This is a genomic window from Pseudomonas sp. AM4(2022) (assembly GCF_036346515.1).
Taxonomy (GTDB): Bacteria; Pseudomonadota; Gammaproteobacteria; order Pseudomonadales; family Pseudomonadaceae; genus Aquipseudomonas; species Aquipseudomonas paracarnis.
On record NZ_JAOTNW010000003.1, the window covers coordinates 42,090 to 59,829 of the forward strand.

The window sequence follows — 17,740 nt, forward strand, 5'->3', positions numbered from 1 at the left end:
CTTGTTGTTTTCATGTATCAAGACAGGATCACTATGCCGGCTTCATTCGTTCATCTACGCCTGCACACTGAGTACTCCCTGGTCGACGGCCTGGTACGGATCAAACCGCTGGTCAAAACCCTGGTGGGCATGAACATGCCTGCGGTCGCGGTTACCGACCAGAACAACATGTGTTCCCTGGTCAAGTTCTACAAGAACGCCATGGGCGCCGGCATCAAGCCGATCTGTGGCGCCGATCTGTGGCTGTCCAACAAAGACCCGGATAACCCCCTGAGCCGCATCAGCCTGCTGGCGATGAACGGCGTGGGTTATCGCAACCTCACCGAACTGATCTCCCGTGGCTTTATCGACGGCCAGCGTAACGGCTCGATCATCATCGAGCGCGAGTGGGTGGCCGAAGCCAGCGAAGGCCTGATCATGCTCTCGGCGGCCAAAGAGGGCGAAATTGGTATCGCGCTGCTGGGCGGCAACCCTCAGGAAGCCGAAGTACTGGCGCGTGAGTGGATGCAGGTGTTCCCAGGCCGTTTCTACCTGGAAGTCCAGCGCACCAACCGCCCCAACGATGAGGAGCATCTGCACGCTGCCGTAGCCCTGGCCGATAAGCTGGGTGCACCGCTGGTGGCGACCAACGATGTGCGTTTTATCAAGAAAGAAGATTTCGAAGCCCACGAGACCCGCGTGTGCATCGGCGAAGGCCGGGCCCTGGATGACCCGCGCCGCTCCAAGAACTACAGCGAAGAGCAGTACCTCAAAAGCGCCGATGAAATGGCGCAGCTGTTCAGCGATTTGCCCGAGGCCCTGGAGAACTCCGTCGAGATCGCCAAGCGCTGCAACATCGAAGTGAAACTGGGTAAACACTTCCTGCCCAACTTCCCGATTCCCGATGGCATGACCATCGACGAGTACTTTCGCAAAGTGTCGTTCGATGGCCTGGAGGAACGCCTCAGCGTCCTGCTGCCCAAGGACACCACCGAGGACTACGACGCCAAGCGCCAGGTGTATGTCGATCGGTTGAATTTCGAGCTGGATATCATTATCCAGATGGGGTTCCCCGGCTACTTCCTGATCGTAATGGACTTTATCCAGTGGGCCAAAAACAACGGTGTACCGGTAGGCCCCGGCCGGGGGTCAGGTGCTGGTTCTCTGGTGGCTTACGTACAGAAGATCACCGACCTTGACCCGCTGGAATATGACCTGCTGTTCGAACGATTCCTGAACCCGGAACGGGTTTCCATGCCCGACTTCGACGTCGACTTCTGCATGGATGGCCGTGACCGCGTGATTGAGTACGTGGCCGAAAAATATGGCCGCAACGCGGTAAGTCAGATCATCACCTTCGGTTCCATGGCCGCCAAAGCGGTAATCCGCGACGTGGCGCGGGTGCAGGGCAAGTCCTACGGTTTGGCGGACCGCCTGTCGAAGATGATCCCGTTCGAAGTCGGCATGACCCTGGAAAAAGCCTACGAGCAGGAAGAAATCCTGCGCGACTTCATCAAGGTCGATGAAGAAGCCGCCGAAATCTGGGACATGGCGCGCAAGCTCGAAGGCGTGGTGCGTAACGTCGGTAAACACGCCGGTGGCGTGGTTATCGCCCCGACCAAGCTCACCGACTTTTCGCCGATCTATTGCGATGAAGAAGGCGACGGCCTGGTCACCCAGTTCGACAAGGACGATGTGGAGGCCGCCGGCCTGGTGAAGTTCGACTTCCTCGGCCTGCGGACCCTGACGATCATCGACTGGGCGCTCAAGACCATCAACCGCGACCGTGCCAAGGTCGGCGAAGAACCGCTGGATATCGCGTTTATCCCGCTGGATGACAAACCGACCTACAGCCTGCTGCAAAAAGCCGAAACCACCGCAGTGTTCCAGCTTGAATCCCGGGGCATGAAAGAGCTGATCAAAAAGCTCAAGCCCGACTGCCTGGAAGACTTGATCGCACTGGTGGCCCTGTTCCGTCCGGGCCCGCTGCAATCGGGCATGGTGGATGACTTCATCAACCGTAAACACGGGCGGGCCGAGCTGGCTTACCCGCACTCCGACTACCAGTACGAGGGCCTCAAGCCCGTACTGGCGCCGACCTACGGCATCATCCTGTACCAGGAACAGGTGATGCAGATCGCCCAGGTGATGGCTGGCTACACCCTCGGTGGTGCGGACATGTTGCGTCGTGCCATGGGTAAGAAAAAGCCCGAGGAAATGGCCAAGCAGCGTGGCGGTTTCATTGAAGGCTGCGCGACTAACAACATCGATGCCGACCTGGCCGGTAACATCTTCGACCTGGTAGAAAAATTCGCCGGTTATGGCTTCAACAAATCCCACTCCGCCGCCTACGGCCTGGTGTCGTACCAGACCGCCTGGCTGAAAGCCCACTACCCGGCGCCGTTCATGGCGGCGGTACTCTCGGCGGATATGCACAACACCGACAAGGTCGTGACCTTGATCGAGGAAGTGCGCACCATGAAGCTGCGCCTCGACGCGCCGGACGTGAACGCTTCGGAGTTCAAGTTCACGGTGAACGACGAAGGCCGCATCATCTATGGCCTCGGCGCGATCAAAGGCGTGGGCGAAGGTCCGGTCGAGGCCATTACCGAAGCGCGTCAGGACGGGCCGTTCAAGGACCTGTTCGACTTTTGCGCACGCGTTGACCTCAAGCGCATCAACAAGCGTACCCTCGATGGCCTGATCCGCAGTGGTGCACTCGACCGTCTTGGTCCGTATTTCCATGATGAGCCGAAGGCTTACCAGGCCAATATCGACCGCAACCGCGCGGTGCTGCTGACCGCCATGGAAGAGGCGATCAAGGCCGCCGAACAGACCGCCCGTACCCATGACAGCGGCCACGCCGACCTGTTTGGCGGGCTGTTCGTCGAAGAAGATGCGGATGTCTACGCCAACCATCGCAAGGCCAAGGAACTGACCCTCAAGGAGCGCCTCAAGGGTGAGAAAGACACCTTGGGCCTGTACCTTACCGGTCACCCGATTGACGAGTACGAAGGCGAAATCCGCCGTTTTGCCCGTCAGCGCATCATCGACCTGAAACCGGCGCGGGATACCCAGACCGTCGCCGGTATGATCATCGCCCTGCGGGTGATGAAAAATAAGAAGGGCGACAAGATGGGCTTCATCACCCTCGATGACCGCTCGGGCCGCATCGAAGCGTCATTGTTTGCCGATGCGTTTCACTCCGCCCAGTCGTTGCTGCAGACCGACGCCATGGTGGTGGTGGAAGGGGAGGTCAGCAATGATGACTTCTCCGGTGGCCTGCGCTTGCGCATCAAGCGGGTGATGAGCATGGAAGATGCCCGCACCAACCTGGCCGAGAGCCTGCGCCTGAAGGTCAAGACCGAAGCGCTCAAAGGCGATCAGCTACGCTGGTTGGGTGACCTGCTCAAACGCCACCGGGGCGCGTGCCCGGTGACCATGGAGTACACCGGCAGCGATGCCAAGGCCATGTTGCAGTTTGGTGAGACGTGGCGAATTGATCCCGCTGATGGCTTGATTCAAGCATTGCGTGACCAGTTCGGGCGAGACAACGTCTTCCTCCAATACCGTTGACGGCCAGATAGATCTGATCTCGACTAAACATTTAATCTCGACCTAAACGCGCCTCTCCCTTAAGGTAGGGCGCGAATAGACAACCGGCTGGCCAGGCACCCCTTGGCCGTCGACCCAAGACGGACGCTTATGAACCCGAATTTTCTTGATTTCGAACAGCCGATCGCTGACCTGCAAGCCAAGATCGAAGAGCTGCGCCTGGTCGGCAATGACAATTCGCTGAACATCGGCGATGAAATCGCTCGCCTGCAAGACAAGAGCAGCACGCTCACCGAAGACATCTTCGGCAAGCTGACCAGCTGGCAGATCGCGCGCCTGGCTCGCCACCCGCGCCGTCCCTACACCCTGGACTACATCGAACATATCTTCACCGAGTTCGACGAGTTGCACGGCGACCGTCACTTCTCCGACGACGCGGCCATCGTGGGCGGCATCGCTCGCCTGGACGACCAGCCGGTGATGGTGATCGGTCACCAGAAAGGCCGTGAAGTGCGCGAGAAAGTACGCCGCAACTTCGGCATGCCGCGCCCGGAAGGCTATCGCAAGGCGTGCCGCCTGATGGAAATGGCCGAGCGCTTCAAGATGCCGATCCTGACCTTCATCGACACGCCGGGTGCCTACCCGGGTATCGACGCCGAAGAGCGCAACCAGAGCGAAGCGATTGCCTGGAACCTGCGCGTCATGGCCCGCCTGAAAACCCCGATCATCGCCACCGTGATCGGTGAAGGTGGTTCCGGCGGTGCACTGGCCATTGGCGTGTGCGACCAACTGAACATGTTGCAGTACTCGACCTACGCGGTGATCTCGCCGGAAGGTTGTGCCTCGATCCTGTGGAAAACCGCCGAAAAGGCGCCGGACGCTGCCGAAGCCATGGGCATCACCGCCGATCGCCTCAAAGGCCTGGGTATCGTGGACAAGGTCATCGCCGAGCCACTGGGCGGCGCTCACCGTGATCCGGCTGCCGCTGCTGCGACCATCCGTGCCGAGTTGGGGGCGCAACTGGCGATGCTCAAGAAGCTGGATAACGAAGCGCTGCTGGCTCGTCGTTATGAGCGCCTGATGAGCTACGGCCTCTAAGAGCAACGTAGTACTAAAATGTGGGAGCGGGCTTGCTCGCGAATGCGGATTGTCAGTCACTGAATATGTGTCTGATACACCGCATTCGCGAGCAAGCCCGCTCCCACATTGTTTTGTGCAGGCTGGTTTATCTCATTCCAGATTGATGGCGGTACTTTGTCATGACGCCCAGCTTATCCGCCAAATTCCTGCAAGCCCTGTCCCCCTGGCGCAACGCGCCGGCGTGGCATATCGCGTTCTCCGGTGGGCTCGATTCCACCGTGCTGCTGCATCTTCTGGCCACCCTGGCAAAATCCGAAACATTACCGCCCCTCAGCGCCGTCCATGTCCACCATGGCCTGCAAGCTGCTGCCGATGCGTGGCCTGCTCATTGCCAATCGGTCTGCGACACCCTGGGCGTACCTTTGCGCGTCATGCGCGTGCAGGTCAGTCCGGGGGCAAGCCTTGAGCGTGCGGCCCGCGATGCGCGCTACCAAGCGTTCATGCAGGTCATGGGGGCAGGGGAGGTGCTTTTCACCGGCCAGCATTGCGACGATCAAGCCGAAACCCTGCTGTTTCGCCTGCTGCGTGGCGCCGGTGTGCGAGGGTTGGCGGCTATGCCTGAGCATCGCCCGTTGGCCCAAGGCTGCTTGGTGCGGCCGTTGCTGGCGTTCTCCCGTAGCGAACTGGACGCCTACGCGCAGCAGCATCAGTTGCAGTGGATCGAAGACCCCTCCAACGTTGATCCCCGGTTTTCCCGCAATTACCTGCGTCACCGTGTACTCCCCACCCTGACGGAGCGCTGGCCCAAGGCGATCACCCACCTGGCTCGCACGGCTGAGCACATGGCTGAGGCTCAAGGGCTGCTCGACGACTTGGCGCTGATCGACCTGCAGCGTGCCGATCAGCCTTCTGCGTTTCCCTGGTTGCCTCTGCAGTCCCTGGCGCTTGAACCATTGCGTGAATTGTCCGATGCCCGACAGCGTAACGCCCTGCGGCATTGGCTCACGCCACTGACCCGTTTACCCGACAGCGATCACTGGGCTGGTTGGGATGCCCTGCGCGATGCCAAGCGTGACGCACAGCCTCTATGGCGCCTGGCCGACGGCCAAATACAGCGTAGTGGTGAACGCATCTGGTGGCTGCCCTCAACATGGTCGGAGTTTTCCGACGCGTCGGTGAGCTGGCCCGATCCGCAAAATCCACTAGAGTTAACGGGCAATGGTCAACTGAGATTTATCGGCAAGGCCCCTGAAGGCCCGCTGCAGGTTCGTTATCGCCAGGGTGGCGAAATCATCGACGTACCGGGCCGAGGCCGGCGGGATCTCAAGCGTCTGCTGAATGAAAGCGGCATGCCGGGCTTTGCCCGTGGCAGATTGCCGCTGGTCTATCGGGGCGAGCAATTGCTGGTTGTGCCAAGCGTTGCGGGGGCATGGACCAGGTCGGTGGGTGAGGTGCAATTGGATTGGTTGCCACAGACCTGCGATCAAGGTTTGAGCTGATAGCGCCTTTCCGGTAGACTACGCTCCCTTCTTGATACAACTTCTGTGGATTCGCCTGAATCGCAGTCGTTGCCGATTACCAAGCAGTCTTTGCTGGGCGATTCCAAAAAATGTGTAGCGATCAACGTACCGGTGTTTCATTGCTGGTCTGTCACAACGCGGCGGTTTTTTTGAAAGGTGCACTGTGATTAATGCAGGTGATCGGGGGCTTCGGCCTTCCTTCGCTTTCCCCGGCGGCTCGGACCGCTTTAACGCAGACTTCTAGGGTTTTTCATGACGCGCTACATATTCGTCACGGGCGGTGTTGTTTCTTCATTGGGGAAAGGCATTGCCTCCGCTTCATTGGCGGCCATCCTGGAGGCGCGGGGACTTAAGGTCACCATGCTCAAGCTGGACCCATACATCAACGTTGACCCGGGCACCATGAGCCCGTTCCAGCACGGTGAAGTGTTCGTCACCCACGACGGCGCCGAGACCGACCTGGACCTGGGCCACTACGAGCGGTTTATCCGCACGACCATGACCCAGAACAACAACTTCACCACCGGCCGTGTCTACGAGCACGTGCTGCGCAAAGAGCGCCGTGGTGACTACCTGGGTGCAACCATCCAGGTGATCCCGCACATCACCGACGAAATCAAGCGCCGCATCATCAAGGGTGCAGGCGATGCCGACGTGGCAATGGTCGAGATCGGTGGCACCGTGGGTGACATCGAGTCCCAACCGTTCCTCGAGGCCATCCGCCAGTTGCGTTTCGAAGTCGGCGCCAAGCGCGCGATGCTGATGCACCTGACACTGGTGCCCTACATCGCCACTGCCGGCGAAACCAAAACCAAGCCTACCCAGCACTCGGTCAAGGAACTGCGTTCCATCGGCCTGCAGCCGGACGTGTTGGTATGCCGCTCCGATCACCCGATCGACATTTCCTCGCGCCGCAAGATCGCGCAGTTCACCAACGTTGAAGAGCGTGCGGTGATTGCCCTGGAAGACGCCGACACCATCTACAAGATCCCGGGCATCCTGCATTCCCAGGGGCTGGATGATTTTGTGGTCGAGCGTTTCGGTTTGCAGTGCGGCGGTGCCGACCTGTCCGAGTGGGAAGCGGTTGTCGACGCCAAGCTCAACCCTGAGCATGAAGTCACCATCGCCATGGTCGGTAAGTACATGGAACTGCTGGACGCGTACAAGTCGCTGATCGAAGCCATGAGCCACGCCGGCATCAGCAACCGTACCAAGGTCAACCTGCGCTACATCGATTCCGAAGACATCGAGAACCAGGGCACCGCGCTGCTCGAAGGCGTTGACGCGATCCTCGTGCCGGGCGGTTTCGGCCTGCGTGGCGTGGAAGGCAAGATCACTGCCGTGCAGTACGCCCGTGAAAACAAGGTGCCGTACCTGGGTATCTGCCTGGGCATGCAAGTGGCCGTTATCGAGTTCGCCCGTAACGTGCTGGGCTGGAAAGACGCCAACTCCACCGAGTTCGATCACAGCAGCGGCCATCCGGTCGTGGGCCTGATCACCGAGTGGGAAGACGCCACCGGCGCCGTTGAAACCCGTACCGAAACGTCCGACCTGGGCGGCACCATGCGCCTGGGTGCACAGGACTGCCTGCTGGAAGCCGGCTCGCTGGTACACGACTGCTACGGCAAGGACGTGATCGTCGAGCGTCACCGCCACCGCTACGAAGTGAACAACAACCTGCTGCCGCAGATCAAAGAAGCTGGCCTGAAAATCTCCGGCCGCTCCGGTGATGGCAAGCTGGTTGAAGTGGTCGAGGCACCGGATCATCCATGGTTCGTGGCCTGCCAGTTCCACCCGGAGTTCACCTCGACACCGCGTGACGGTCACCCATTGTTCAGTGGTTTCGTCAAAGCAGCACTGACGCAACATCAGAAGAAGGCGTAAACCTGATGGCCCAGAAGATCATTCGCGTAGGCGACATCGAGATTGCCAACGACAAGCCCATGGTGCTGTTCGGCGGCATGAACGTGCTGGAAAGCCGCGACATGGCGATGCAGGTGTGTGAAGAGTACGTTCGGGTCACCCAGAAACTGGGTATCCCTTATGTCTTCAAGGCCAGCTTCGACAAGGCCAACCGTTCGTCCGTAACCTCCTATCGCGGCCCGGGCCTTGAAGAAGGCATGCGGATCTTCCAGGACATCAAGCAAGCCTTCGGCGTGCCGATCATCACCGACGTCCACGAGCCTGAGCAGGCTGCCGTGGTCGCCGAGGTGTGCGACATCATCCAGTTGCCAGCCTTCCTGTCGCGCCAGACCGACCTCGTGGTCGCCATGGCCAAGACCGGCGCTGTGATCAATATCAAGAAAGCCCAGTTCCTTGCGCCCCAGGAAATGAAACACATCCTGAGCAAGTGCGTGGAAGCGGGTAACGACCAGTTGATCCTCTGCGAGCGGGGTTCGAGCTTCGGCTATAACAACCTCGTGGTGGACATGCTCGGTTTCGGCATCATGAAACAGTTCGAGTACCCGGTGTTCTTCGACGTGACCCACGCGCTGCAAATGCCCGGTGGTCGTTCGGACTCCGCTGGCGGGCGTCGTGCCCAAGTGACGGACCTGGCCAAGGCGGGCATGAGCCAGTCGCTGGCGGGCCTGTTCCTTGAAGCTCACCCAGACCCGGACAACGCCAAGTGCGACGGCCCATGCGCCCTGCGCCTGGACAAGCTGGAGCCATTCCTGGCCCAACTCAAGCAGTTGGACGAGCTGGTCAAGAGTTTTCCGACGGTAGAGACCGCGTAACTGGCATTTCTCCGGTAGAATTTCCCACGCTTTACGCTCAGGCCCCCGGGCCTGAGCCTTGTCGTCTGCAAGCCTGCCCCGTTGTTCCACCCTTGCGGTCGGTCAAAAAATTTCCTTCAGCTGCGTCGTTTTCGTCAACTTTGGAGTGTTTACAACAATGGCAAAAATCGTCGACATCAAAGGTCGTGAAGTTCTCGACTCCCGTGGCAACCCCACCGTCGAAGCCGACGTGCTTCTCGATAACGGCATCATCGGCAGCGCCTGCGCGCCGTCCGGTGCTTCCACCGGTTCGCGCGAAGCGCTGGAACTGCGTGATGGCGACAAGAGCCGTTACCTGGGCAAGGGTGTACTCAAGGCTGTAGCCAACATCAACGGTCCGATTCGTGACCTGTTGCTGGGCAAGGACCCGCTGGATCAGAAAGCCCTGGACCACGCGATGATCAAGCTCGACGGCACTGAAAACAAAGGCAGCCTCGGCGCTAACGCCATCCTCGCGGTATCCCTGGCGGCTGCCAAGGCGGCTGCGCAGGACCAGGACCTGCCGTTGTACGCGCACATCGCCAACCTGAACGGCACCCCGGGCGTCTACTCGATGCCGGTACCGATGATGAACATCATCAACGGTGGCGAGCACGCGGATAACAACGTCGACATCCAGGAGTTCATGGTGCAGCCGGTGGGCGCCAAGTCCTTCTCCGAAGGCCTGCGCATGGGCACCGAGATTTTCCATCACCTCAAGGCTGTACTGAAGGCCCGTGGCCTGAGCACCGCTGTGGGTGACGAAGGTGGTTTCGCACCGAACCTGGCCTCCAACGAAGATGCACTGAAAGTCATCTCCGAAGCCGTGGCCAACGCTGGCTACAAGCTGGGTACCGACGTGACCCTGGCCCTGGACTGCGCCGCCAGCGAATTCTATGAAGACGGCAAGTACAACCTGTCCGGCGAAGGCCAGGTGTTCAACTCAGAAGGTTTTGCTGAATACCTGAAGGGCCTGACCCAGCGCTACCCGATCATCTCGATCGAAGATGGCCTGGACGAGTCCGATTGGGATGGCTGGAAAATCCTCACCGACAAGATCGGCGAGAAAATCCAGTTGGTGGGCGACGACTTGTTCGTGACCAACACCAAGATCCTGAAAGAAGGCATCGACAAGAAGATCGCCAACTCGATCCTGATCAAGTTCAACCAGATCGGCACCTTGACCGAAACCCTGGAAGCCATCCAGATGGCCAAGGCCGCGGGCTATACCGCTGTGATCTCCCATCGCTCCGGCGAAACCGAAGATTCCACCATTGCCGACCTGGCCGTGGGTACTTCGGCGGGCCAGATCAAGACCGGTTCCCTGTGCCGTTCCGATCGCGTCTCCAAGTACAACCAATTGCTGCGCATCGAAGAGCAATTGGCAGGTAAAGCCAAGTACAACGGTCGCGGCGAGTTTCGCGGCTAAGCAGTAAATGGTAAAAAGTCGGCGGGTTGCGTCAGAAATTTCACGAAAGTGTGAATTTCGGCGCTAATCTGCTGACTGACAAGCGCAAGCCTGGTTTTTCCAGGCTTTGTGCTATCAGTTGCTGCAAAAGGTTTGCATGACTGTCTTTTTTCACTGGATACCCGGATTTCGATGCGCAGTCCCAATTGGTTGTTCCTCGTCTTGCTCTTGTTGCTGGCTGGCCTGCAGTACCGCCTATGGGTCGGTAATGGCAGCTTTGCGCAGGTGGAAGAGTTGACCCAGCAAATTGCCGACCAGCGTGCCGAAAACGAACGCCTGCTGGAGCGCAACCGCGTCCTCGACGCTGAAGTGCTTGAGCTGAAAAAAGGCACGGAGACCGTTGAAGAGCGGGCTCGCCATGAGTTGGGCATGGTCAAGGAGGGCGAGACCCTCTACCAGTTGGCCCAATGAGCCACGATTTACCGGCCTTCTGGGCCGTGATTCCTGCCGCGGGCGTCGGTGCCCGTATGGCTGCGGACCGTCCCAAGCAGTACCTGCAATTGGGCGGGCGCACTATTCTCGAACACAGCCTCGGCTGTTTTCTCGACCACCCACGCCTCAAGGGCCTGGTGGTCAGTCTTGCAATTGACGATCCATATTGGCCCACCTTGGCATGCGCCACTGACCCGCGTATCCAGCGTGCCGACGGGGGCTCGGAACGTTCCGGCTCGGTACTCAATGCGCTGCTGCAACTCAACGCCCTGGGCGCCAGTGATGACGACTGGGTGTTGGTGCATGACGCTGCGCGGCCTAACCTGAGCCGTGATGACCTCGACAAATTGTTGGCGGAACTGGCTGATGATCCGGTAGGCGGCCTGCTGGCGGTGCCGGCGCGCGACACCCTCAAGCGTGTCGACAAGCATGGCCGTGTGGTGGATACCGTTGATCGCAGCCTGATCTGGCAGGCTTACACGCCGCAGATGTTTCGCCTTGGCGCTTTGCATCGCGCCTTGGCCGACAGCCTGGTGGCCGATGCGGTGATCACCGATGAAGCGTCGGCCATGGAATGGTCCGGGCAGGCGCCGCGCCTAGTCGAAGGGCGTTCGGACAATATCAAGGTGACTCGGCCGGAAGACTTGGAGTGGTTGAAGTTGCGCTGGGCTAACCGGCGGTAACCTGTCACACCGAGTCGCGCCTTTCGCGAGCAAGCCCGCTCCCACAGGGTAGGAGCACGGTCAAATGTGGGAGCGGGCTTGCTCGCGAAGAGGCCGGCCCAAATACCCCATTACAACCCGCTGTACTCCGGCCTCTGCGCCAAACCCACCTTCAAGAAATCCACCAACTTCCTCACCTTCGGCGACAAATGCCGCTGCTGCGGGTACAGCGCCCACACGGCGGTATTCGGCGGTTGATGAGCCTCCAGCAACGACACCAACGCCCCGCTGTGCAGATACTCCAGCACGTAGTAATCCGGCAACTGGCACAAGCCCATGCCTTGCAACGCCGCATCCAGCACCGCTTGCCCACTGTTGCAGCGCCAATTGCCCTGCACGCGCTGGGAAAATTCGCGCCCGTCCTGGGCCATTTGCCAGATATCCGAGCTGCCAATCAGGCAGTTATGCCGGCTCAATTCCGACAAGCTGTGTGGCCGACCGTATCGTTCGAGGTAGGAGGGCGACGCGCACAGGTACATGCGTCGAGGCGCCAGGCGGCTGGCAACCATGCGCGAGTCTTGCAGGCGTCCCAGGCGGATGGCCAGGTCGAGGCCTTCATGGACCAGGTCCAGCGAGCGGTTGGTCAACTCGATGTCCACGCGCAGTTGCGGATAGTGCGCCATGAACCGTGTCACCAGCGGCACGATAAAACGTTCGCCATAGGCCACGGCGCAGGTCATGCGCAACATGCCCTTGGGTTCGCTGGTCAGGTCGCCCACCGCTCGCAACGCTTCCTCGCGACCGTCCTGCAGGCGTTGGCAGTGCTGCAGGAAGGTCTGACCGGCTTCGGTCAAGGTCACCTTGCGCGTACTGCGGTACAGCAATCGGGTTTGCAGGCGTTCTTCCAGGCGCGCCACTTGCCGGCTGACATGGGAGGACGATACCCCCAACCGTTCGGCCGCCGCCGTGAACTGGCTGCACTCGGCCACCGCCACAAATTCGTCAATGCCTTCCCAGCGGTTCTCCAGCATTCTGATTGTCCCTGTACGGCAATAATGTTTTGCTTTGGTTCGGATTATTCATCAATGGGCGATGTTTTACACTCACAGCCTCAGTTTTTAACCCGATGGAGAAACCCGGATGATCAAGTCCCGCGCCGCCGTAGCCTTCGAAGCCAAGAAGCCCCTTGAGATTGTTGAAGTGGATGTCGCCATGCCCAAGGCTGGCGAGGTGCTGCTGCGGGTGGTCGCGTCCGGCGTGTGCCACACCGACGCCTACACCTTGTCGGGTGCAGACCCGGAAGGCATTTTTCCGTCGATCCTCGGCCATGAAGGCGGCGCAGTGGTGGAAGCCATCGGCGAGGGCGTGACTTCGGTCGCTGTGGGCGATCACGTGATCCCGCTGTACACCCCGGAATGCGGCAAGTGCAAGTTCTGCCTGAGTGGCAAGACCAACCTGTGCCAGGCCATTCGCGCCACGCAGGGCAAGGGCTTGATGCCGGATGGCACCACGCGTTTCTCCTACAAGGGCCAGCCGATTTTCCACTACATGGGCACCTCGACGTTCTCCGAGTACACCGTGCTGCCGGAAATCTCCGTGGCCAAGATTCCTAAAGAAGCGCCGCTGGAAAAAGTCTGCCTGCTCGGTTGCGGTGTCACCACCGGTATCGGTGCGGTGATCAACACCGCCAAGGTCAAGCCGGGCGACACCGTGGCGGTCTTCGGTCTGGGCGGCATTGGTCTGTCGGCGATTATCGGTGCGGTCAAAGCCAAGGCCGGGCGCATCATCGCCATTGATATCAACCCGGCCAAGTTCGAAATCGCCAAGCAACTGGGCGCTACCGATTGCATCAACCCGAAAGACTACGATCGCCCGATCCAGGACGTGATTGTCGACCTGACTGACGGCGGCGTGGACTTCTCCTTCGAGTGCATCGGCAATGTGCAGCTGATGCGTGCGGCCCTTGAGTGCTGCCACAAAGGCTGGGGCGAATCGGTGATCATCGGTGTGGCCGGTGCTGGCCAGGAAATTGCCACTCGCCCATTCCAGCTGGTCACCGGGCGCGTCTGGCGTGGTTCGGCGTTTGGTGGCGTGCGCGGACGTACCGAATTGCCAAGCTACGTGGAAATGGCTCAGTCCGGTGAAATCCCGCTGGATACCTTCATCACCCACACCATGGGCCTGGAAGATATCAACAAAGCGTTTGACCTGATGCATGAAGGCAAGAGCATTCGTACCGTCATTCACTTCTGAGGTCGGCCATGAGTCTGGAAAACCTGTCATGCCAGAAGAGCTTCGGCGGCTGGCATAAACGCTACAAGCATCATTCCGATGTGCTCGGTTGCGACATGACCTTTGCCGTCTACCTGCCGCCGCAAGCGGAGCAGGGCGGCAAGCTGCCGGTGTTGTATTGGCTGTCCGGTTTGACCTGTACCGACGAAAACTTCATGCAGAAGGCCGGCGCCCAGCGCATGGCCGCCGAGCTGGGCTTGATTATCGTCGCGCCGGACACCAGCCCCCGTGGCCCCGGCGTGCCGGGCGACCCGGACAATGCCTGGGACTTCGGCCTCGGCGCCGGCTTCTACTTGAATGCCACCCAGGAACCCTGGGCCAAGCACTATCGGATGCATGACTACGTGGTGCAGGAATTGCCGGCACTGGTGGAGGCGCATTTCCCTGCGTCGGATAAACGCGGCATCAGCGGCCACTCTATGGGCGGTCACGGTGCGTTGGTCTGTGCGCTGCGCAACCCTGGACGTTACCTTTCGGTGTCGGCATTTTCGCCGATCAACAATCCGATGGACTGTCCGTGGGGCCAGAAGGCCTTTTCCCGTTATTTGGGTGAAGAGCGCTCGAAGTGGCGTGAATGGGATACCTGCGTGCTGATCAGCGAGGCCTCGGAAAAGTTGCCGCTGTTGGTGGATCAAGGCGATCGCGACGATTTCCTCGCCGTTCAGCTAAAGCCTGAAGCCCTGCTGCAAGCGGCCAAGGCAGCCAACCATCCGCTGGAACTGCGCCTGCAGCCTGGCTACGACCACAGCTACTTCTTCATCGCCAGCTTCATCGAAGACCATTTGCGGCATCATGGTCGTGCTTTGCTCGGTTAATCTGAGGCAAAAGTAGGTAGAATCACGCCCTGAATTAAATCGGGGCGTTTTTTTATGCGTATTGGCCACGGCTACGATGTGCACCGTTTCGCTGAAGGCGATTTCATCACCCTGGGCGGCGTGCGCATTGCACACCACCATGGGTTGCTGGCTCATTCCGACGGCGACGTAGTCTTGCACGCCTTGAGCGATGCCTTGCTCGGCGCGGCAGCATTGGGCGATATCGGCAAGCACTTTCCGGACACCGACCCCACCTTCAAGGGCGCGGACAGCCGTGTGTTGCTGCGCCATGTGGTCGGCCTGATCCATGCCAAGGGCTGGAAGGTCGGCAACGTCGATAACACCATCGTCGCCCAGGCGCCAAAAATGGCCCCCCATATCGAAGCGATGCGCACAGCGATCGCCGCAGACCTGCAAATTGAATTGGATCAAGTCAACGTGAAAGCCACCACCACCGAAAAGCTCGGGTTTACTGGTCGTGAAGAGGGCATTGCGGTGCACTCCGTCGCCTTGTTGCTGCGCGCATGAACGACCTGCAACTGCTGGGCCCGCGGGCCTATGGCGAGGCCCTGGGCAGCGCGATACTCAAGGCCACGGCCGAAGACTTCCAGGTTGATGAGGTGCTGGACATCCCGCTGACCGGCGATGGCGAGCACCTGTGGCTGTGGGTGGAAAAGCGCGGCTTGAACACTGAGGAAGCCGCACGGCGTATCGCCAAAGCCGCTGGCGTGCCGTTGCGCACCGTCAGCTATGCCGGGCTCAAGGACCGTCAGGCCTTGACCCGCCAGTGGTTCAGCGTGCAATTGCCCGGCAAGGCCGACCCGGACATGAGCGGCGCAGAAAACGACACCCTCAAGATCCTGAAAACCGCCCGTCACAAGCGCAAGTTGCAACGCGGTGCCCATTCGGCCAACGGGTTCACCCTGCGCCTGACCCAGCTGGCCGGCGACACCGCTGCCATCGACGCACGTTTGCAGTTGATTGCCCGGCACGGCATTCCCAATTATTTTGGCGCCCAGCGTTTTGGCCACAACGGCGGCAACGTGGTGGATGCTCGCGAGTGGGCTGCCCGCAACGCCCTGCCCGAGCAGCGCAACGTGCGCTCGCGCTTGCTGTCCACCGCTCGCAGTTACCTGTTCAACCAAGTGTTGGCCGCCCGCGTCGCCGACGGTTCATGGCAGCGTGCCCAAGTCGGCGATCTGCTGGCGTTTACCGACAGTCGCAGTTTTTTTCCGGCCGGGGAAGCTGAATGCAGTGACCCGCGCCTGGCGATCCTGGACCTGCATCCCACCGGCCCGCAGTGGGGCGAAGGTGATTCGCCGGCGAAAGGTCTTACATACGAACTGGAACAATCTGTCGCCGCTGGCGAAGCTGACCTACGTGATTGGCTGGTGAAGGCGGGAATGAGCCAGGAACGTCGCATTCTGCGACTGCCCATTGGCGGGTTGACGTGGCATTATCCCGGGCCTGACATTCTGCAATTGGAATTCGTCCTGCCGGCCGGATGCTTCGCCACTGTCTTGGTGCGCGAGCTTGTTGATCTGGTGCCGGTGGGGCAGACGGACAGCCCATGCGTATTCTGATATCAAACGATGACGGTGCCACCGCACCCGGTCTTGCCGCGCTCCATGCTGCGCTGCAGGATTACGCCGAGTGCGTGGTGGTTGCCCCCGACCAGGACAAGAGCGGCGCCAGCAGTTCGCTGACGCTCGACCGTCCGCTGCACCCGCGGGTCCTGGCCAATGGCTTTATCAGCGTTAACGGCACCCCCACCGACTGCGTGCACCTGGCAATCAACAGTTTGCTGGAGCACCAGCCAGACCTGGTGGTCTCGGGGATCAACCTGGGCGCCAACCTGGGCGATGACGTGCTGTATTCCGGCACCGTGGCGGCCGCCCTTGAAGGGCGCTTCCTGGGTCGCACCGGCTTTGCCTTTTCCTTTGCCTCGCGGCAATTGGATAACCTGGCGACGGCGGCGTATTACGCGCGCAAGCTGGTGGAGGCCCATGGCTCCCTGGACCTGCCGCCGCGTACGGTGCTCAACGTCAATATCCCCAACCTGCCCCTCGACCATATTCGTGGTATCCAACTAACGCGCCTGGGCCATCGCGCCCGTGCGGCGGCGCCCTTGAAGGTGGTCGACCCACGCGGAAAGGAAGGATACTGGATCGCCGCGGCCGGTGACGCCGAAGATGGCGGCGAGGGCACGGACTTTCATGCGGTGATGCAAGGCTATGTCTCCGTTACCCCGTTGCTGTTTGATCGCACCTTCAGTGATGCCTTCAGTGGCCTTGACGGCTGGCTGGAGGGACTGCGTTGATGGCTCGTGAACAAGACGACCTGTTGCGCCGTGGCATCGGGATGACCTCCCAGCGCACCCGGGAGCGGTTGATCCAGCGTCTGTATGAAGAAGGCTTGTCCAACGCACAGGTGCTGGAAGTGATCCGGCGCACGCCGCGGCACCTGTTTGTCGATGAAGCCCTGGCGCATCGCGCCTATGAAGACACGGCGTTGCCCATCGGTCACAACCAGACCATCTCCCAGCCCTATATGGTCGCGCGCATGAGCGAGCTGCTGCTGGCGGCGGGGCCATTGGACAAGGTGCTGGAGATCGGCACCGGCTCCGGTTACCAGACGGCCGTGCTGTCGCAATTGGTAGAGCGGGTGTTTTCGGTCGAGCGCATCAAGGTGCTGCAGGACCGGGCCAAAGAGCGTTTGGTGGAACTGAACCTGCGCAACGTGGTATTCCGCTGGGGCGATGGCTGGGAGGGCTGGCCGGCACTGGCGCCCTACAACGGTATTATTGTCACCGCGGTGGCCACCGATGTGCCGCAAGCCTTGCTGGATCAATTGGCGCCTGGCGGGCGTTTGGTCATCCCGGTGGGCTCCGGCGAAGTGCAACAGTTGATGCTTATTATCCGCGAGGACGAAGGCTTTTCCCGGCATGTACTCGGTGCTGTGCGTTTCGTACCCTTGCTCAACGGCCCGTTGGCCTGATCATTTATTCGCGCGCAGTGAATTCTGTAGGCGGGGATGTGTCTTACGGCGGGGTCTATTGAATCAACATGCCTGGCAGCCACGATTAAACATGATGAATTTTTCCTTTCAGTCATGTGCCAGTAAAAAGCCAATGCCCAGTTATACTTGCGTCATATTTCAAGCCTGATCCAGGCGTTAACGTTCA

15 protein-coding genes are annotated in these 17,740 nt (G+C 60.2%); 14 read left to right on the forward strand and 1 reads right to left on the reverse strand.

The features are described from left to right. The first annotated feature begins 33 nt into the window (after positions 1-33). The 8 genes from dnaE to ispD all read left to right on the forward strand — a co-directional run bounded on the left by dnaE (position 34) and on the right by ispD (position 11,470). Positions 34-3,555: a DNA polymerase III subunit alpha gene (gene dnaE, locus ODQ19_RS04890; protein ID WP_330209458.1), complete on the forward strand. Its 3,522-nt coding sequence runs from the start codon at positions 34-36 to the stop codon at positions 3,553-3,555. A 129-nt stretch (positions 3,556-3,684) separates the two neighbouring features. Then, positions 3,685-4,632, forward strand: a complete 948-nt coding sequence (locus tag ODQ19_RS04895; protein ID WP_330209459.1) for an acetyl-CoA carboxylase carboxyltransferase subunit alpha — start codon at positions 3,685-3,687, stop codon at positions 4,630-4,632. A 161-nt stretch (positions 4,633-4,793) separates the two neighbouring features. Continuing rightward, the gene (gene tilS / locus ODQ19_RS04900) at positions 4,794-6,113 is read left to right on the forward strand and encodes a tRNA lysidine(34) synthetase TilS (protein WP_330209460.1); all 1,320 of its coding nucleotides are present in this window, start codon (positions 4,794-4,796) and stop codon (positions 6,111-6,113) included. A gap of 273 nt (positions 6,114-6,386) precedes the next feature. Then, positions 6,387-8,018 carry a CTP synthase gene (locus ODQ19_RS04905; RefSeq protein ID WP_003189189.1) on the forward strand — a complete coding sequence of 544 codons (1,632 nt, stop codon included), beginning with the start codon at positions 6,387-6,389 and terminating at the stop codon, positions 8,016-8,018. A 5-nt stretch (positions 8,019-8,023) separates the two neighbouring features. After that, positions 8,024-8,869: a 3-deoxy-8-phosphooctulonate synthase gene (gene kdsA, locus ODQ19_RS04910; RefSeq protein ID WP_003189190.1), complete on the forward strand. Its 846-nt coding sequence runs from the start codon at positions 8,024-8,026 to the stop codon at positions 8,867-8,869. Positions 8,870-9,026: 157 nt separating this feature from the next. Beyond that, positions 9,027-10,316, forward strand: coding sequence for a phosphopyruvate hydratase (eno, locus tag ODQ19_RS04915; protein ID WP_003189193.1), 1,290 nt, complete (start codon positions 9,027-9,029; stop codon positions 10,314-10,316). Between the two features lie 171 nt (positions 10,317-10,487). Then, positions 10,488-10,766, forward strand: coding sequence for a cell division protein FtsB (gene ftsB / locus ODQ19_RS04920; RefSeq protein WP_003189195.1), 279 nt, complete (start codon positions 10,488-10,490; stop codon positions 10,764-10,766). Continuing rightward, positions 10,763-11,470 (forward strand): 2-C-methyl-D-erythritol 4-phosphate cytidylyltransferase, encoded by a 708-nt coding sequence (gene ispD / locus ODQ19_RS04925; protein ID WP_330209461.1) that lies wholly within the window; start codon positions 10,763-10,765, stop codon positions 11,468-11,470. Before ftsB ends, ispD begins: the two co-directional genes overlap by 4 nt. A gap of 110 nt (positions 11,471-11,580) precedes the next feature. Here the strand turns inward: ispD and ODQ19_RS04930 are convergent, their stop codons facing one another. Then, entirely contained in the window at positions 11,581-12,480 is a 900-nt protein-coding gene (locus ODQ19_RS04930; protein ID WP_330209462.1) for a LysR substrate-binding domain-containing protein, read from the reverse strand. Between the two features lie 109 nt (positions 12,481-12,589). Between ODQ19_RS04930 and ODQ19_RS04935 the strand changes: the two genes are divergently transcribed. Genes ODQ19_RS04935 through ODQ19_RS04960 form a run of 6 tightly spaced genes read left to right on the forward strand, consistent with a single transcriptional unit; the run spans position 12,590 to position 17,553 of the window. Beyond that, positions 12,590-13,702 (forward strand): S-(hydroxymethyl)glutathione dehydrogenase/class III alcohol dehydrogenase, encoded by a 1,113-nt coding sequence (locus ODQ19_RS04935; RefSeq protein ID WP_014717243.1) that lies wholly within the window; start codon positions 12,590-12,592, stop codon positions 13,700-13,702. An 8-nt stretch (positions 13,703-13,710) separates the two neighbouring features. Further along, on the forward strand, positions 13,711-14,556 hold the full coding sequence (gene fghA, locus ODQ19_RS04940) for an S-formylglutathione hydrolase (protein ID WP_116666284.1): 846 nt from the start codon (positions 13,711-13,713) through the stop codon (positions 14,554-14,556). Between the two features lie 54 nt (positions 14,557-14,610). Further along, positions 14,611-15,084: a 2-C-methyl-D-erythritol 2,4-cyclodiphosphate synthase gene (gene ispF, locus ODQ19_RS04945; RefSeq protein WP_003189207.1), complete on the forward strand. Its 474-nt coding sequence runs from the start codon at positions 14,611-14,613 to the stop codon at positions 15,082-15,084. Beyond that, a complete protein-coding gene (gene truD / locus ODQ19_RS04950) occupies positions 15,081-16,139 on the forward strand; it encodes a tRNA pseudouridine(13) synthase TruD (RefSeq protein WP_330209463.1) in 1,059 nt (352 codons plus the stop codon). The genes ispF and truD overlap by 4 nt, the downstream gene beginning before the upstream one ends. Then, positions 16,127-16,876, forward strand: coding sequence for a 5'/3'-nucleotidase SurE (surE, locus tag ODQ19_RS04955; protein ID WP_014717247.1), 750 nt, complete (start codon positions 16,127-16,129; stop codon positions 16,874-16,876). The genes truD and surE overlap by 13 nt, the downstream gene beginning before the upstream one ends. A 41-nt stretch (positions 16,877-16,917) precedes the next feature. Beyond that, on the forward strand, positions 16,918-17,553 hold the full coding sequence (locus tag ODQ19_RS04960; RefSeq protein ID WP_169850588.1) for a protein-L-isoaspartate(D-aspartate) O-methyltransferase: 636 nt from the start codon (positions 16,918-16,920) through the stop codon (positions 17,551-17,553). Positions 17,554-17,740 lie beyond the last annotated feature (187 nt).

Excerpts from the sequence above, each read along its gene's own strand:
- dnaE (WP_330209458.1), top strand. The coding sequence starts at position 34 with ATGCCGGCTTCATTCGTTCATCTACGCCTGCACACTGAGTACTCCCTG.
- ODQ19_RS04895 (WP_330209459.1), top strand. The coding sequence starts at position 3,685 with ATGAACCCGAATTTTCTTGATTTCGAACAGCCGATCGCTGACCTGCAA.
- tilS (WP_330209460.1), top strand. The coding sequence starts at position 4,794 with ATGACGCCCAGCTTATCCGCCAAATTCCTGCAAGCCCTGTCCCCCTGG.
- ODQ19_RS04905 (WP_003189189.1), top strand. The coding sequence starts at position 6,387 with ATGACGCGCTACATATTCGTCACGGGCGGTGTTGTTTCTTCATTGGGG.
- kdsA (WP_003189190.1), top strand. The coding sequence starts at position 8,024 with ATGGCCCAGAAGATCATTCGCGTAGGCGACATCGAGATTGCCAACGAC.
- eno (WP_003189193.1), top strand. The coding sequence starts at position 9,027 with ATGGCAAAAATCGTCGACATCAAAGGTCGTGAAGTTCTCGACTCCCGT.
- ftsB (WP_003189195.1), top strand. The coding sequence starts at position 10,488 with ATGCGCAGTCCCAATTGGTTGTTCCTCGTCTTGCTCTTGTTGCTGGCT.
- ispD (WP_330209461.1), top strand. The coding sequence starts at position 10,763 with ATGAGCCACGATTTACCGGCCTTCTGGGCCGTGATTCCTGCCGCGGGC.
- ODQ19_RS04930 (WP_330209462.1), bottom strand. The coding sequence starts at position 12,480 with ATGCTGGAGAACCGCTGGGAAGGCATTGACGAATTTGTGGCGGTGGCC.
- ODQ19_RS04935 (WP_014717243.1), top strand. The coding sequence starts at position 12,590 with ATGATCAAGTCCCGCGCCGCCGTAGCCTTCGAAGCCAAGAAGCCCCTT.
- fghA (WP_116666284.1), top strand. The coding sequence starts at position 13,711 with ATGAGTCTGGAAAACCTGTCATGCCAGAAGAGCTTCGGCGGCTGGCAT.
- ispF (WP_003189207.1), top strand. The coding sequence starts at position 14,611 with ATGCGTATTGGCCACGGCTACGATGTGCACCGTTTCGCTGAAGGCGAT.
- truD (WP_330209463.1), top strand. The coding sequence starts at position 15,081 with ATGAACGACCTGCAACTGCTGGGCCCGCGGGCCTATGGCGAGGCCCTG.
- surE (WP_014717247.1), top strand. The coding sequence starts at position 16,127 with ATGCGTATTCTGATATCAAACGATGACGGTGCCACCGCACCCGGTCTT.
- ODQ19_RS04960 (WP_169850588.1), top strand. The coding sequence starts at position 16,918 with ATGACCTCCCAGCGCACCCGGGAGCGGTTGATCCAGCGTCTGTATGAA.